We start from the raw sequence: 15,433 nt of genomic DNA, 5'->3' as shown, positions 1-15,433 counted from the left end.
ACCAGCGGTAGCATGACACTCCATCGACGGACCGTGGAGCGAGACGTCCGGGAACTCGGCGCGTTACTCGGTGACGTGATCGAGGACCAAGCATCGACAGACGCCTACGAGGTCGTCGAGCGGCTCCGAACCGCGGCGATCGACTACCGGCGTGGCGACGCCGACTCGCGTGACCCCCTCCGCGAGACGGTGGAGGACCTCGATCCGGCGACCGAGAGCGCCGTCGCACGCGCGTTCACGAGCTACTTCGAACTCGTCAACCTCGCCGAGGAGCGCGAGCGCATCCGCGCGATCCGGTCGGCCTCTCAGGAGGGCTCGCTGGCCGACAGCCTCGGCGCGGCGGTCGACGAACTCGCCGCGGCCGACGTCGACGCCGCAACCGTCGAGTCCCTGCTCGACGACGTCCTGATCGAGCCGACTTTTACCGCCCATCCCACCGAAGCCCGCCGGAAGACGGTGAAATCGAAGCTCCGTGCGGTGACGCGCCACCTCGAAACCCTCGACGAGCGCCTCCTCACGGACACCGAGGAAGCGCAGGTGAAACGCGACATCGACGCCGAGATCACGAGCCTCTGGCAGACCGCCCAGGTCCGCGACCGTCGGCCGGAACCCGGCGACGAGGCGCGGAACGTCCAGTGGTACCTCGAGAACACCCTGTTCGACGTCACAGGGGAAGTCTACGCCGAGTTCGAGGAAGCGCTCGGCGAACGGTTCGAGGACGTCTCGATCCCCCAGTTGTTCCAGTTCCGGTCGTGGGCGGGCAGCGACGCCGACGGGAACCCCTACGTCACGCCCGCAGTGACGACGGAGACCCTCGACCGGCAGCGCTCGGTGGTGGTCGAGCGCTACCGCGACGAACTCAAACGCCTTTCGGGGGTGGTGAGCCAGGACGGCCGCCGGATCGAGACCGACGAGACCTTCGAGGACCGCCTCGCCGCCGACCGTGAGCGGTTTCCCTCGATCGCCGGGACTGCCGCCGAGCGCTACCCGAACGAACCCTACCGCCAGCAGCTCCGCCTGATGCGCGAACGGCTCGTCCGGGTGGGCGACGTCCGGCCCGGTGGATATGAGAACGCCGACGAACTCGTCGCCGACCTCGACGCGCTCGCGGCCAGTCTCCGGGCGAACGGCGCGGGGACCGTCGCGACCGCTCACGTCGACCCGCTGCGCCGCCAGGTCGCGACCTTCGAGTTCCAGCTCGCGAGCCTCGACCTGCGCGACCACCGCGAGAACCACACGACAGCAGTGGTGGAGACCCTCGACCGCCAGGGTGTCGAGTACGGGGAGATGGACGAAAACGAACGGGTCGCAACCCTCACCGACGCGGTCCTGCAGGCGGAGTCAGTGATCGACGTCGACGACCGGGACGGGGTCTCCGACACGACGGGGACGGTCCTCGAACGGTTCGCGAGCCTCGCGGGCTGGGAGCGCGAGTACGGCTCCGACGCCATCGACACCTACTGCATCTCGATGACCGAGGAGCCGAGCCACGTCCTCGAAGTCCTCTTCCTGGCCGACCAGGCCGGCGTGGTCTCGTTGCCGGATCATTCGGGATTGGACGTGGTGCCGCTGCTCGAAACCGAATCCGCGCTCTCCGGTGCGGACCGGATCATGGGGACGCTGTTCGAGAACGAGGCCTACGCGGCGGCGGTCGCCGCCCGTGGCGGTACCCAGGAGATCATGTTGGGCTACTCCGACTCGAACAAGGAGAACGGGTTCCTCGCGGCGAACTGGGAACTCCACCGGAATCAGCGCCGTCTCGGCGAGATAGTGGCCGACTACGATGTCTCCCTCCGGCTGTTCCACGGCCGCGGGGGGTCGATCTCGCGTGGCGGCGGCCCGATGAACGAGGCGCTGCGCGCGCTGCCGAACAGTACGGTAACAGGAGAAGTCAAGTTCACCGAACAGGGCGAGGCGATCGCCGAGAAGTACGCCACCCCGCGGATCGCCGAGCGCAACCTCGAGCAGATGCTGAACGCCCAGCTCCTCGCGCGCCACGACGCGGTCGAGCAGCCGACGGAGGACGTTCCCGCGGCGTGGGCGGACGCGATGGACGCGATGGCGAGCGCCGCCCGCGAGGAGTACCGCGACCTCCTCGAAAGCGAGGGGTTCGTCGAGTTCTTCGGCCAGGCAACGCCGATCGGGGTGATCGAGAACCTCAACCTCGGGTCGCGGCCGGCCTCGCGGTCGGGCGAGCGCACCGTCGAGGACCTCCGGGCGATCCCGTGGGTATTCTCGTGGACGCAGGCGCGCTGTATCTTGCCTGGATGGTACGCGCTCGGGACCGGCATCGAAACGTACCTCGACGAGGGGTCGACGGGCACCGCCATCACCGACCGCGCCGAGCGCGTCGAGGTTCTCCGCGAGATGTACGCCGAGTGGCCGTTCTTCCGAACGACCCTCGACAACGCCGCGCTCTCGCTCGCACGCACCGAGATGGAGGTCGCCGAGAGCTACGCCGGGATGGCGGACGAAGCGCTCGCGGGGACGTTCTTCCCCCGGATCCGCGACGAGTACGAGCGCGCCGTCGAGCACGTTACGGCGGTCACCGACCGCGACTCGCTCGTGCGGCGCGACTGGCTCCTCGAAGGGCTCGACCGCCGGAACCCCTACGTGGACCCGTTGAACGTTCTCCAGATCCACCTCCTCCGCCAGGACGAACGCACCGAGGCCGAGGAGCGCGCGCTCCGACTCACCGTGAAGGGGATCGCCGCCGGGATGAAGACCACCGGCTGAGTCCCCGACTCAGTAGACCGCGATATCGTCGAATCGACCCTCGTAGACCGGCTGTCGAGGATGGGTCGCCTCCGTTCCCGATAGAACCACCCGGTCGAACTTCTTCACGCTGTTCTCGGAGCCGAGGTGGGCGAACTCCGCACGGCGACGCACCTCGTGGACGAGTCCGGTGCGGTGACGGACCCGACGCGGTGTGGCCTCGCGGAACGCAGCGAGGAGGTCGGTTTCGGTATCGACGGCGGTATCGAACTCGGTCCAGACCTCGCCGACGGTGGCGTGGCGGTGGGCGTACGACGACCCGAAGACGGGGAGGTCGAGGTCGCGGGCGATCGCACGCGCTCGGCGGTTGTGTCGCGCCCAGTGTTTCGGGTTGTAGACCTCGACGGCGTCGACGACGTCGCGATACCGACGGATGGCGGCCTCGTCGAGGCTCACGGTCAGGAATTCGGGATGGGGGACCAGCACCACGGCGTCTTGAGCCCGGAGTTCGGCCATCGCGCCGTCGAGGGTGATGAAATCCGGTATCGGGCCGTCGAGCCCGAGCGCGAGGACGTGCCGACGGTTTCGCCACGGTCCGGTGAAGAGTTCGCGCGCCGGTACCACGAGGAGGTCGTCGTCGGTGTACGCCGCGGCCCGTTCCTGGATCTCAGCCAGACGGGTGAAGTGGGGCGCGTAGACCAGCACGTCGAGCCCGAACCGTTTCGCCCGGCGCACGACTCGGTCGTCGAGCACCTTCACGTGGGGGTCGACGCGAGTGACGGAGCGACTCACTGGCCTAGATCGGCGATCGGTCGTATAGCGGGTTTCGATCCGCTTGGATAGCCCCCGAGAAGGCCCGCTACCGACTGAAAGTTTATTACAGACGATCGAGTGGGTCGACGAATGGACCGCGGTGGCGGGCGGCTCGGACGGCGAGGGTTCCTCGCGCTCGGCGTGAGCGCGGGCCTCGCTGGCTGCGTGGGCAGTGGTGGTGGAAGCCCGAACGATTCGACCACAGCGCGCGATCGGGCATCTAGCGAGTCGACCGTCGTCCAAGCGCCGTCCAGCACGCCCGCGACGACGGGAACTGATGGGGAGGGATGGGAACCCGTTCGGATCGATTCGGAACGAAACGAGCCACAGACGACGGCGACTATCGGCAGCGGCAAGTCGTTGGGCGGCTTCACGGTCTGGAACGACGCCGAGACCACCCGAGCGGTCGCTGTCAGCGTTCGCAGACGGAGCTCCGGGACGGCCTCGTTCGCGGAGACCTACCGGCTCGAATCGGACGCCTCCGTCAGTATCGACATCTCGACCGCCGGCGACTACCTCGTCAGCGTCGGGCTCGCCAACGACGAGCCGGAACACATCGAGTTCACCGTCGACGACTGTAACGAACAGGGTCTGAGCGTCGCGGTGCGGTCGAGCGGGAAGGTGGAGTGGTCGGGAATATCGACCATGATGGAGTGCGTGATGGTCACGCTGACCGACGAAAATCCCCTGGGCGGTTCGACGACGGCCCGACGAATCAACGACTGGCGGCCGCGCTCAACGCTCTTCGGAGTTCCGTGAGCCGTTCCGTTCGACGTTTCGAGGGACTACCGTTCCTCGCTGTCGAGCACGCGGATCTGGTCGCCGCGCACGGTGACCGGAATCGGGACGGTGGCCTCGTAGAGCTCGACGGTGACCTGGTCCTTGCCCTCGTCGATACGCTGGACCTGGGCCTTCTCGCCCTTGAACGGCCCGGCGATGAGTTCGACGATGTCGCTCTCGGCGATCCCCTCGACGTCGGGCTTCGGGGAGAGGAAGTGTTCGACCTCGGCGATCGAGGACTCGCCGGGGACGAGGTTGCGGGCGTGGGGGATCTCGTCCATCACGCGTTCGAGGATCGCGTAGTCGTCGGCCTCGACCATGACGTAGCTCGTGAGCGACTCGGGGGCGAGCGCGGCGTGAACGCTCGGCTCCTCGCGGTTCATGATCATGTCCGCGACGGTGCGTTCCTGGCTCGCGGTGGTCTTGACGGCGTACATCCCCATTTCAGAACAGCCCCGGAAGCGTGTTCATGATGGTGAAGATGACGTACCCGATGAAGCCGATGAGGACGATACCCGCCCCGGCGATCAGGGCGATCCGGGAGAACTCCTCCCAGGATGGCGTGCTCGCGAGCTTCAGCACCCGAGTGTAGCTCCCGAGGTCGTATTTGATGTCCATTTGCGGGCGTTACTTCCCCGAGGGGTATCTATCTTGTGTCATCCTCTCCACCCCCGTATCGAGAAGTTGATAAGAGCTGGTTCGAAACGAGCCCGATGAACCTTCCACGGTCGTCGGGACGTGTGTCGAACCGTCGCGTGACGTTCCTCGCGGTGCTCGTGGTGGTCGCGGCGGCGTCCGTCGGTGCGGGCGTCGTCGGCGCGCAGTCCGGTACCGCCGTCGATTCGTGTACCACGATAGACTCGCCCGGAACCTACACCCTGAGCGCCGACCTCTCGGCCGATTCGACGTGTATCCGGATCGCCGCGAGCGACGTCACCCTCGACGGGAACGGACACACGATCGAGGGTGGGAGCTCCGGGGTCGGCGTCGAGGCTTCGGGCGATTCGACCCTCTCCGGAGTCACCGTGAAGAACGTCGAGACCACCGGCTTCACCCGCGGTATCCTGTTCGAGAACGTCGAGGACGGGACGATCGCCGGGAGTACGACGACCGGCGCGACCGAGGGCATCACGCTCCTCTCGACGGACGACACGACTATCAAGGGAAGTACGGCCACCGGCAACGCGCTCGGGGTCGAACTCCGGAAGGCGAGCGGGAACACCATCACCGGGACCGCTGCGAACGACAACAAGTACGGTCTCCACATCGAGCGCGGCAGCCGCCACAACGAGTTCACCGACGACACCGCCTCGAGGAACGCGCTCTGGGACTTCTACTCCGACCGATACAGCCCCGGCGTCGATTCGGATACCAGCGTCTCGAACCTCGATATGGGCTCGGTCACCGTCGACCTCTCGGGAACGAACGTCGGTGCGCGCGCCGAGCCAGTCCCGGGTGACGGCCCCTTGGGCCAGCAAGCCGTCGGCACCGGGGTCCGGACCACCGACTACGGCGACGGCTCCGAGCTCTCGCTGACGATCCACTACAGCGACGACGACGCCAGCGATCTCGACGAGACCTCGCTCGCGCTCTTCAGCACCGACGGCGGCGACTCGTGGTCGGGGGTCGACGCCTCGTCGGTCGACGCCGGCGCGAACACTGTCTCGGCGACCGACGTCCCCCACCCCGCGACGGTCGCGGTGTTCGGTGCCGCGGACGGTTCGGGGTCGTCCGGCGACTCCAGCATGGCCACTGACACCGGTTCGTCGAACGATTCGGGCTCGGCGGCCACCGACGCGACAACCCCGACACCAACGGCCACTGCAACGGAAACGGCAACACCGACGGCTACCACGACCGCCACTCGAACCGCGACACCGACGGCAACCGCCGCACCGACAGCTACCCCCACTGCGACGTCGACAGTAACGGAAACGTCCACCACAACGCGAACCGCGACGGCGACGACGGCGACCGAAACGCCGACCGAGTCATCGGCTCCGACGACGACGGTCTCGACGGCCGACACCGCCGACACGACGGCGGTTTCGGCGTCGGGTTCGACCACCGCGGCTGGGACCGAACGGGCCGCGGCCACCGAATCGAACGCGAGCGCCGGTGCGGGTGAATCGAACGCCAGCCCGACCTCGTCGAGCGACGGCCCGGGTTTCGGCCTCGTGGCTGGTCTGGGTGCGCTGCTCGTGGCCGCCGTGCTGGCGGTGCGGCGCGACCGGTAATCCTTCCGGGGTTTCTCGCGATACCCTCGGTTCCACGGTGTCGCTGCTACGTGATTGATGAACGCAAAAATCCGATGGGCGCTCCCGTTCGCCAGTCCGGTTATTCGACGTAGTCGATGTCGGTGTCGACCTGACCGGTAGTCTCGGCGGCGAGGTCCGAACGGCCGTAGATCTGGGGCGAGTCGACGCCCGTGACGACGATCATGGTCTCCATCTTGCCCGAGAAGCTCTCGTCGACCGACGCGCCCCAGATGATCCGGGCGTCGGGGTCGATCCGGTCGTAGATCTCCTCGACGACGCCCTCGGCCTCCTCGACGCTCATGTCGGGGCCGCCGACGACGTTGACCAGCGCGGAGCTCGCGCCGGTGAACTCCACGTCCAGTAGGGGTGAACGAAGCGCCGAGCGAATCGAATCCTGAGCCTTGTTCTCCGAGTCCGACTCCCCGAGGCCGATCATCGCGACGCCGCCGTTCTCCATCACCGTGCGAACGTCGGCGAAGTCGACGTTGACCAGTCCGGGTTTGGTGATGAGTTCGGTCATGCCCTTCACCGAGCGCATGAGAACGCGGTCACAGATCGTGAAGGCGTCCTGGAGCGGGAGGTTCGGCGCGTACTCGAGGAGCCGGTCGTTCGGCACCACGATCACGGTGTCCGATACGGCTCGGAGGCGTTCGAGGCCCGCGTCGGCGTTCGCCCGCCGGCGCTCGCCCTCGGCGGTGAACGGGATGGTGGCGATGGCGATGGTGAGCGCGCCGGCCTCCTGGGCGGCCTCGGCGACCACCGGCGCGGAGCCGGTCCCGGTCCCGCCGCCGAGCCCGGTGGTGACGAACACCATGTCGGAGCCGTCGATCGCGCCCTTGATGTCCTCGATCGTCTCGCGCGCGGCCTCCTCGCCGATCTTGGGGACCGAGCCCGCGCCGCGACCCCCGGTCCGATCCCGACCCATCAGGATCTTGGTGTCGGCCTGGACCTGCTCGACGAGGTGCTGGGCGTCGGTGTTGGCGGCGACGAGCTTCGCACCGTGGATCCCCTCCTTGGCCATCCGCGTCACCGTGTTCGACCCCGCCCCACCACAACCGAACACCGTGATCTGCGTTCTGAGGTCCTCGACGACGCCCGCGAGCTCCTCGTCGCTCATCGTGCCGGCCCGCTTCTCGCCGGCCGGCGTCTCCCCGCTCCCCTGGCCCTCGTCCGACTCCTCGATGGCGTCCTCGATGATCGAATCCATTTGTGTCGGAGTCACGGACGCCGCCTATTTATCTTTCCCCTTCTGTCCGGTGAATGTCACTCCCGACGGGCGAGCCGACGGACGTGTTCGGTGTGGACCGCCTCGGGCGGTATCGTCCGGCTGTCGACGGTCACCGCCTCGCCGTCGGCGAGCGCCCCGAACTTCGGTCCTTCGGGAACACCCAGCTTCGCTGCCGCCGCCGGGTCGAAGGCCGTCTCACGGACGACGAGGTCGCCGTTCCGCCGCTCGACCGACCCGTACTCCCGTTCGAGGAGGTCGGCGAACCCGTCGACGATCGAGTCGCGGTCGTCCCCGCTGGCGAGCAGCACGCGGTCGGCGAGGCGGGTGCCCGACTCGTGGGTGTCGAACGCGAGCGCGTACCGCTCGACGACCTCACGAGCGCCCTCGCGGTCGATACCCTCGACTTCGGCCACCAGTTCCGACGGCAGGCGGTCGACGACCGGATCCACTGGGTCCGTGAACCCACCGCCGTCCGTTCGGGCCGGCTCCCCGAACCGGAGACCGTCGTCGACGGTCCCCAGCTCACGTTCGGCGTGTTCGACGAGCGCGAGCGGGACGCCGGTCGTCTCGCGGAGCCACGTCTCGCTCACTACCCGGTAACCGAGCTCCTCAATGACCGCCCGAAGGTCGGGTTTCGTCCCCTCGACGACGGCTCGGGTCGCGCCGCTGCGTTCGAAGGCCCGCTCGACGGCGTCGGTGTGGTTCTCGACGGCACCCATCGCGTCCAACGCCCAGTCCGCACCGATGTGGCCCACCGCCCAGTCGGTTTTCCTCACTACTCGCTCGAATCGCGGGACGTAGTGACCGCCGCCGAACCCGACGACCTGGCGCTCGCGGTGTGGGGCCGTTCCGTCGAGGTCGAGGATAGCCTTCGCCACCGCCCGCGCGCCCGCGGGGTCGTTCCACTCCTCTTCCGAACTTCCCAACTCGACGAACAGCGAGGGCCGGCCCACATCGGTGGGGCCGTGGTGGGTACACTCCATCCCGACGTCGTAGCTCTCCGGGGCGTGCGCAGTGAGGGCACGAACGACGCGGGCGTGGACGTTCGGTGCGGCCTCGGCGAACGCGTTCGCCTCGCCGCCGAACTCCGCGGGGCCGAAGTTCCCGGTGTGGTGGGCCGTGAGGAACCGTCCGGTGTCGCCGGCGTGTTTCGAGGCGAACACGACGAGGTCGGGGTCGTCGAACGCTTCGGCGACTCCCTCGATGTCGAGGTGGAGCGCGTCGAACTCGCGGAGTTCGAAGCCAGGTCTGCGAAAGACGGTGCCGCCACCGTCGGCGTCGGTCCGTGTGTCGTCCGTCTCGGTGGTCCACTCCGCGAGGTCGCGGAGGTGTTCGCCGATGTGGCTCGACGCCCGGTCGGCGCGGCTCACGACGATACCGATCATACCGGCTACAGCCGTCTCGCAGGCTAAAGCCCCGCGATCCGTGGATGGGATCGCTTAATCGCCTCGGACGCGAAATTCGGCCGTGTTTCCTTCGCCCTCCCTCCCGGCCGCGACGGTGCCGCTCGACCGGGCGGGGATCCTCGTGGGGTCGTTCCTCCTCCTGCTCGTCGGTGCCGAGGTCTTCACCAACGGCGTCGAGTGGCTCGGTCAGCGCCTCGGGATCTCCGAGAGCGCCACCGGGTCGATCCTCGCGGCGCTCGGCACCGCCCTCCCCGAGACCCTCATTCCCGTGATCGCCATCCTCCAGGGCGGCAGCGCGGCCGACGACATCGGCGTGGGCGCGATCCTCGGCGCGCCGCTGTTGCTCGCCACGGTCGCGATGTTCCTCGTCGGCGCATCGGCCTACCTCTTCGCCGGTCGCCGGGAGGCCGACGAGGCGGTCCGGTATCCCCCCGAGTCCACCGAGCGCGACCTCTCCGTCTTCCTGTTCGCCTACGTGCTCGCGGTGGCCGCGGCGTTCGTCCCCTCCCATCTGGTTTCAGTCGGGATCGCGGTCGTGCTCGTCGGGCTCTACGCGGTCTACGTCCATCGATCCGTGCGAAGCGGCGACCTCGTGGACGGGGACGATATGGACGACCACTACCTCGGGAAGATCGTCGAGCGGGGTCTCGGAGCCGCCGGTATCGAGAGCGAACGCGACAACGGCAGCGACCCCCACTCGCTCCTCGTCGGGCTCCAGACCCTCCTGGCGCTCGGGTTCATCGTGCTCGGCGCGCAGCTGTTCGTGACCGAGATCGAGTTCTTCTCCGAGACGGTGCTCTCGGTGCCGGCGGCGGTGGTCTCGTTGTTGCTCGCACCGCTGGCGACCGAACTCCCCGAGACGTTCAACAGCGTGCTCTGGATGGCCCGCGGGAGCGACACCCTCGCGCTCGGCAACATCACCGGCGCGATGGTCTTCCAGAGCACCATCCCCGTCACCCTCGGGATCCTGTTCACCTCGTGGGACCTCAGCCTCCAGTGGGGCACCACGGGCTTTCTCAACGCCCTCTCGGCCGTGCTCGCGCTCGTGAGTGCCGGGCTGGTCTACCGCCGGGTGCGGTCGGCCGACGGCCGCGAGCTCCGGCCCGCACCGTTCCTGCTCGGTGGCGTCCTCTACGTCGGGTTCGTGGCGTTCGCGCTCTATGCCGTTCTCGTACTCGGTGCGAGCACTGTGTAGCGTCGCGGACGCAAGCGAAACCGCTTAACCGATCCCCAGCAGAGCCGGGGCCATGACTTCGGTGCTCGTGTCCGGGCTCCCTCTTGCTCTCGTCTCCGGGGTTCTCGGGAACACGATTCTCCTCGTCGGTTCGTTCGTCCTCCTCCTGCTCGGCGCGGAGATCTTCACCAACGGCGTCGAGTGGTTGGGCCAGTACCTCGGCCTCGGCGACAGCGCCACCGGGAGCGTCCTCGCGGCGGTCGGCACCGCGCTCCCCGAGACCCTCATCCCCGTGATCGCCATCCTCGGCGCGTACCTCTCGGGCGAGGGCAGCGAGTCCGCGAGCGACATCGGGGTGGGCGCGATCCTCGGGGCCCCGTTCCTGCTCGCCACGATCGCGATGTTCCTCGTCGGGGTGAGCGTGCTGGTCTTCAGTGGCCGGCGCGACCACGGCAGCGAGTTCTACGTCAACGACGAGTCCACCCAGCGCGACCTCTTCTTCTTCTTCGTCGGCTACGTGCTCGCGGTGGCCGCGGCGTTCGTCACCGGTATCGCGACGGTCGTCATCGGCGCGTTCCTGGTCTTCTGGTACGGCCTCTACCTCTACCGCACCATCAGCGCCGACGACATGGTCGAGGGCGAGGAGGAACTCGACCCCCTCTATCTCGGTCGGGTCGTCGAGCACCTCGGTGGCGATCCGGCCACCGACGACGACGGCCGCGGCGAGGACCCCGCCGGCTGGACCGTCGGGCTCCAGACCCTGATCGCGCTCGCGGTGATCATCGGCGGCGCACAGCTGTTCGTCGGCGAGGTGAGCTACTTCTCGAACCAGGTCGTCTCGATCCCCGCCGCGATCCTCTCGCTCCTGCTCGCGCCGTTCGCCACGGAACTCCCCGAGAAGTTCAACAGCATCATCTGGATCGCCGACGACAAGGACACCCTCGCGCTCGGGAACATCACCGGCGCGATGGCGTTTCAGGGCACCCTACCAGTGACCCTCGGGATCCTCTTCACCACCTGGGACCTCACCCTCCAGTGGGGGACGACTGGCTTCCTCAACGCCCTCTCGGCCGTGCTCGCGCTCGTGAGCGCCGCGATCCTCTACGTTCGGGCGCGCCGGGACACCACGGACTCGATGCACCCCGCCCCGTTCCTGGTCGGGGGGTTGTTCTACGCTCTCTTCATCGGTATCGTGCTCTATCACGTCTTCGTGATCGGGCTCTCGGGCGTTCCCACCCACTGAGGCTACCGCGTCTCGATGTCGAGGTCGACGGGTCGGCGCTCGCCCTCGATGTCGGCGACGACGCGTTCGACGACCCGCTGGCCCTCGCGCTCGATGACGGGTTTGACCTTCTCGACCACCCACGACAGCGAGACCAGTCGGGGGAGGTCGAAGTTCGAGGGGTTCACCGAGTCCGTGTCGTACTCGACCCGGAAGTGGACCGTCGAGGCGTGCTCGCGGCCCTCGGGCGGCTCGCGCTCCTCGACCGCCCAGTGGCCGTTGGCGTCGATGTCCTTCACGACCCGCCAGTCGATGCGGTTGGGCGGGTCGGTGTCGGTGACCCGCGAACGCGCGGTGTAGGTGAGTTTCCACCACGCGAAGTGGAGGTCGTAGGTCGTGCCCGCCGAGCCGTCGCCCTGGCGGTCGACCCCACGCAGGTGCTCCGAGTAGCGCGGATACCGCGGAAAGTCGATAAGCACGTCGTAGACCTCCTCCGGCGGGAGGTAGACGACCGTGCTGATATCGATGGTGTTCACGGCTCAGTCACGACCGCCGGGGGCCTAAGCGTTGCCGTGTTCGACGGTTTCGCTCACCCGGCCGACATCGGGAAATAGATAGGGGTTCGCTCACAACCGACGCGGTAGCTGATGAACGCCCTCCCCGCCGGTTCGAACCGCAGTCAGAGCACCCTTGCCGCCGTCGTTCTCGCGGCGCTCGCCGTCCTCGCCCTCGCCGTCGCCCCGGTCGGTCTCGCGGGCGCACAGCCCGCCGGCGCGACCCCGGTGAACGCGTGTACCACCATCGACACCCCGGGACGATACGTCCTCACCGAGAACGTCACGGGCGACGTCGCGGACGAGGACGAGGCCTGTATCGAGGTCACGAGCGGAAACGTCACCCTCGACGGCGCGGGCCACTCTGTCACGGGAACCGGGACGGGCCACGGCGTCGAGGTCGACGGCGCGCAGACCCCGGTCACGAACGTCACCGTCGAGCGCCTCCACGCGAACGAGTGGACGGTCGGGGTGTTCCTGCTCGGTGTCGACGAGAGCACGGTTCGGGACGTCATCGCCAACGGCACCATCTCGGGGGTCTCGCTCGCACAATCGGGTGAGAGCCGGGTCATCGATACCACCGCGTACAACAACTCGATCGGGATCGCGGTCGGCGGGATGAGTCACAACAACACGGTCCGAAACGCTGTCGCAGTGCAGAACAAGTGGGGGATCCACTTCGAGCGCGAGAGCGGGAACAACACCGTCCGGAACAGCGTCGCGCGCAACAACTCGAACTGGGATTACTACGGGATGCGTAACCGCGGGCCGAACACGGTCTCGAACCTCGAACTCTCGACGGCCACCCTCTCGTTCACCGCACAGAACGTGGCGTTCAGGTCCATCACCGACCCGCCCGCGCTCCCCGCCGGCACCGCGAACCGTGGGGCCTACGTCGAGGCCTTCGCCGCCGCCGGTGACTCCTCGCTCTCGTTGACGATGGACGACGGAGCGGGCGGCGGTGCGGCCACCCTCTGGCGCGCGAGCCAGGGAAGCTGGTCACGGGTGCCGGGCGCGACGAGCGACGGCGGCACCGTCTCGGGGGCCAACCTCACGGCGTTCGGGGTCTTCGGCGCGCTCTCGGACAGCGGCAACGGCGGCCCGGCGAACGTGACGGCCAGCGACTCACCCTCGGTCCAGCGCACGATGACCACCGTTCCGGGGAGCGCCGCCACGAGCACGGCGACACCGGCCACCACCGACGCGACGGCGGCCACGTCCGTCGGCTCGAACGCCACGGGGGTCGCCGCGGGAGCCAACGGGTCGACGGCCGCGGACGAGAGCACCGAACGGCCGGGAGCCGAGCCGGGAACGGCGGCATCGGACGGTTCGGAAGCTGATACGGCCGCCCCCGAGACCGGGGACGCCGGCGGCCTGCTCTCCTCGACCGTCGGCTGGGCCAAGGTCATCTTCGCCGCGGCGGCGCTCGTCGCGCTGGTCCTGCTCGGGACGGTCGTCGTGATCCGGCGTCGTCGTGGCCGGAATCGCGGGTTCTGACTCTCACACGGCGAACTGAAACGCGCGGCTTTCGACCCGCGTTGCTGGGGAAGTCCGGGACAACCTCATCGGTTTTCGTATTGACGTTATCTCGTTAACCGATTCTGTGGGCGATACCGCACCGCTACCGTCCCGCGACCGCCACTCGCCCGGTACAAATGAGAACCGCCGCCGCCCCGCTACCGCCCCGCACAGGCCACACGCCTCCCGCACCCACTTTTTTACTCCTCGGGTTAGCTCGCTGTGCTCGCTAACCACTCTCTGCTCACGGGCGCGAAGCGCCCGTTCGCACGGCACGAGGGACCGAAGGTCCCTCGCTGGTCGCCAAAAACCTGGACTAAAAAGGGCCGCTCACTTCTCCGCACCGCCACGCCCCGCGATAACCACACGCCTCCCCAGCCGACTGCGCTCCTCAGTCGTTCACTTCGCTCACTCCCTACGGTGCTCATCCCTCACACGCCGATTCGCGCTCGCACGCTCACGTCCGTTCGCGCACGACCGCGTGCGCGCGCCACAGCATCCGCATCGCACCGCCGCATCATCCCAACCGCCACCGCACCGGCTGTTCACCGCCGCGTCACGACCGACAGTATAACCCGCCGGCGACCGGAGACTCGGGTGATGCTCGAAGGAGCGAACGTCGCGCTCGGGGTCTCGGGGTCGATCGCGGCGGTGAAGACCGTGGAACTCGCCCACGAGCTCCGGCGGCGCGGGGCCACGGTGCGAGCGGTGATGACCGAGAGTGCACAGGGAATCGTCCACCCGTGGGCGGTCGAGTTCGCGACCGAGAATCCGGTCGTGACGGAGATCACGGGTCGGATCGAACACGTCGACCTCTGCGGTCGCGACGGCTGGGCGGACGTCCTCCTGGTCGCCCCCGCGACCGCGAACACGGTCGGGAAGATGGCGGCCGCGATCGACGACACCCCCGTGACGACGACCGCGACGACGGCGCTCGGGGCGGGCCTCCCGGTCGTGGTCGCGCCCGCGATGCACGAGCCGATGTACGACCACCCCGGCGTGGCCGAGGCCATCGACCGGGTCGAGTCGTGGGGGGTCTCGTTCGTCCCGCCGCGGATCGAGGAGGGCAAGGCCAAGATCGCTTCGATCGACGCCATCGCGCTCGCGACCGCCCGCGCCGCGAACGACCACCCGCTCGCAGGTCGGCGCGTCGTGGTCACCAGCGGCCCCACCTCGGAGGCCATCGACCCGGTGCGAACGCTCACGAACCGATCCTCGGGAAAAACGGGGCGGGCCGTCGCGCGGGCGTGCTACATCCGCGGCGCGAACGTCACCCTCGTCCACGACGGGCCCGAGGTCTCCTCCGCCGACGTCGAACCCGTCGAGAGCGCCGCCGAGATGCTAGCTGCCGTCGAGGGAGCGGCCGAGAACGCCGACGCGCTGGTCTCGGCGGCGGCGATCGGCGACTACACCGTCGAGGCCAGTGCCGAGAAGATCCGCTCGGGTCGGGAAGGGCTGACCCTCGACCTCGAACCCACCCCGAAGGTGCTCGATTCGGTCCGTGAATCCCACCCGGACCTCCCGATAGTCGGGTTCAAGACGGAGACGAGCGGCGACGACGAGGCGATGGTCGCGGCGGCCCGGAAGACGCTCTCACGGGTCGACCTCGCCTTCGTGGTCGCCAACGACGCGAGCGTGATGGGAAGCGACCGAACGCGCGCGCTCGTGGTTCGCGAGAACGGCGTCAGGGAGTACGACGGCGACAAATCGGGCCTCGGCGCGCGGGTCGCCGACGAGCTCGTGACCGAACTCGACTGACGGCCGA

Annotated in this window: 13 protein-coding genes; 7 read left to right on the top strand and 6 right to left on the bottom strand. The window is 68.3% G+C overall.

Annotated elements, in window-relative coordinates; genetic code table 11:
- Positions 1 to 12: 12 nt before the first annotated feature.
- Entirely contained in the window at positions 13 to 2,736 is a 2,724-nt protein-coding gene (ppc, locus tag GT355_RS02300; RefSeq protein WP_160133140.1) for a phosphoenolpyruvate carboxylase, read from the top strand.
- 9 nt (positions 2,737 to 2,745) lie between these two features.
- Here the strand turns inward: ppc and GT355_RS02295 are convergent, their stop codons facing one another.
- Positions 2,746 to 3,507 (bottom strand): PHP-associated domain-containing protein, encoded by a 762-nt coding sequence (locus GT355_RS02295; protein ID WP_240145691.1) that lies wholly within the window; start codon positions 3,505 to 3,507, stop codon positions 2,746 to 2,748.
- A gap of 111 nt (positions 3,508 to 3,618) precedes the next feature.
- Here GT355_RS02295 and GT355_RS02290 point away from each other — a divergent pair, with 111 nt between their 5' ends.
- The gene (locus tag GT355_RS02290; RefSeq protein WP_240145690.1) at positions 3,619 to 4,287 is read left to right on the top strand and encodes an Ig-like domain-containing protein; all 669 of its coding nucleotides are present in this window, start codon (positions 3,619 to 3,621) and stop codon (positions 4,285 to 4,287) included.
- 26 nt (positions 4,288 to 4,313) lie between these two features.
- Here the strand turns inward: GT355_RS02290 and GT355_RS02285 are convergent, their stop codons facing one another.
- On the bottom strand, positions 4,314 to 4,751 hold the full coding sequence (locus tag GT355_RS02285) for a transcription elongation factor Spt5 (protein ID WP_120070043.1): 438 nt from the start codon (positions 4,749 to 4,751) through the stop codon (positions 4,314 to 4,316).
- A 1-nt stretch (position 4,752) separates the two neighbouring features.
- Positions 4,753 to 4,926 (bottom strand): protein translocase SEC61 complex subunit gamma, encoded by a 174-nt coding sequence (locus GT355_RS02280; protein WP_007692286.1) that lies wholly within the window; start codon positions 4,924 to 4,926, stop codon positions 4,753 to 4,755.
- Positions 4,927 to 5,048: 122 nt separating this feature from the next.
- On the opposite strand from GT355_RS02280, the gene GT355_RS02275 reads away from it, so the two are divergent.
- Complete coding sequence (locus tag GT355_RS02275; protein ID WP_240145689.1) at positions 5,049 to 6,545, top strand: NosD domain-containing protein; 1,497 nt, start codon at positions 5,049 to 5,051, stop codon at positions 6,543 to 6,545.
- Between the two features lie 100 nt (positions 6,546 to 6,645).
- On the opposite strand, the gene ftsZ is transcribed toward GT355_RS02275, so the two are convergent.
- Positions 6,646 to 7,773 (bottom strand): cell division protein FtsZ, encoded by a 1,128-nt coding sequence (gene ftsZ, locus GT355_RS02270; RefSeq protein ID WP_160133137.1) that lies wholly within the window; start codon positions 7,771 to 7,773, stop codon positions 6,646 to 6,648.
- A 56-nt stretch (positions 7,774 to 7,829) separates the two neighbouring features.
- Positions 7,830 to 9,179, bottom strand: coding sequence for a D-aminoacyl-tRNA deacylase (locus GT355_RS02265; protein WP_160133135.1), 1,350 nt, complete (start codon positions 9,177 to 9,179; stop codon positions 7,830 to 7,832).
- Positions 9,180 to 9,261: 82 nt separating this feature from the next.
- Here GT355_RS02265 and GT355_RS02260 point away from each other — a divergent pair, with 82 nt between their 5' ends.
- Both GT355_RS02260 and GT355_RS02255 read left to right on the top strand, forming a co-directional pair.
- Complete coding sequence (locus tag GT355_RS02260; RefSeq protein ID WP_160133133.1) at positions 9,262 to 10,395, top strand: sodium:calcium antiporter; 1,134 nt, start codon at positions 9,262 to 9,264, stop codon at positions 10,393 to 10,395.
- Positions 10,396 to 10,447: 52 nt separating this feature from the next.
- Positions 10,448 to 11,617 (top strand): sodium:calcium antiporter, encoded by a 1,170-nt coding sequence (locus GT355_RS02255; protein ID WP_160133131.1) that lies wholly within the window; start codon positions 10,448 to 10,450, stop codon positions 11,615 to 11,617.
- 2 nt (positions 11,618 to 11,619) lie between these two features.
- Here the strand turns inward: GT355_RS02255 and GT355_RS02250 are convergent, their stop codons facing one another.
- Complete coding sequence (locus GT355_RS02250) at positions 11,620 to 12,132, bottom strand: SRPBCC family protein (protein ID WP_160133129.1); 513 nt, start codon at positions 12,130 to 12,132, stop codon at positions 11,620 to 11,622.
- Between the two features lie 111 nt (positions 12,133 to 12,243).
- Here GT355_RS02250 and GT355_RS02245 point away from each other — a divergent pair, with 111 nt between their 5' ends.
- Entirely contained in the window at positions 12,244 to 13,647 is a 1,404-nt protein-coding gene (locus GT355_RS02245) for a NosD domain-containing protein (protein WP_160133127.1), read from the top strand.
- Between the two features lie 621 nt (positions 13,648 to 14,268).
- Positions 14,269 to 15,426, top strand: coding sequence for a bifunctional phosphopantothenoylcysteine decarboxylase/phosphopantothenate--cysteine ligase CoaBC (gene coaBC, locus GT355_RS02240; protein ID WP_160133125.1), 1,158 nt, complete (start codon positions 14,269 to 14,271; stop codon positions 15,424 to 15,426).
- Positions 15,427 to 15,433 lie beyond the last annotated feature (7 nt).

It is taken from the genome of Halococcus salsus (assembly GCF_009900715.1).
Taxonomy (GTDB): Archaea; Halobacteriota; Halobacteria; order Halobacteriales; family Halococcaceae; genus Halococcus; species Halococcus salsus.
Note: the sequence above shows the minus strand (reverse complement) of the source record. Positions and strands in the feature narration are given on the sequence as shown.

Coding starts and splice junctions, on each gene's coding strand:
- ppc (WP_160133140.1), top strand. CDS start 13: ATGACACTCCATCGACGGACCGTGGAGCGAGACGTCCGGGAACTCGGC.
- GT355_RS02290 (WP_240145690.1), top strand. CDS start 3,619: ATGGACCGCGGTGGCGGGCGGCTCGGACGGCGAGGGTTCCTCGCGCTC.
- GT355_RS02285 (WP_120070043.1), bottom strand. CDS start 4,751: ATGGGGATGTACGCCGTCAAGACCACCGCGAGCCAGGAACGCACCGTC.
- GT355_RS02280 (WP_007692286.1), bottom strand. CDS start 4,926: ATGGACATCAAATACGACCTCGGGAGCTACACTCGGGTGCTGAAGCTC.
- ftsZ (WP_160133137.1), bottom strand. CDS start 7,773: ATGGATTCGATCATCGAGGACGCCATCGAGGAGTCGGACGAGGGCCAG.
- GT355_RS02265 (WP_160133135.1), bottom strand. CDS start 9,179: ATGATCGGTATCGTCGTGAGCCGCGCCGACCGGGCGTCGAGCCACATC.
- GT355_RS02255 (WP_160133131.1), top strand. CDS start 10,448: ATGACTTCGGTGCTCGTGTCCGGGCTCCCTCTTGCTCTCGTCTCCGGG.
- GT355_RS02245 (WP_160133127.1), top strand. CDS start 12,244: ATGAACGCCCTCCCCGCCGGTTCGAACCGCAGTCAGAGCACCCTTGCC.
- coaBC (WP_160133125.1), top strand. CDS start 14,269: ATGCTCGAAGGAGCGAACGTCGCGCTCGGGGTCTCGGGGTCGATCGCG.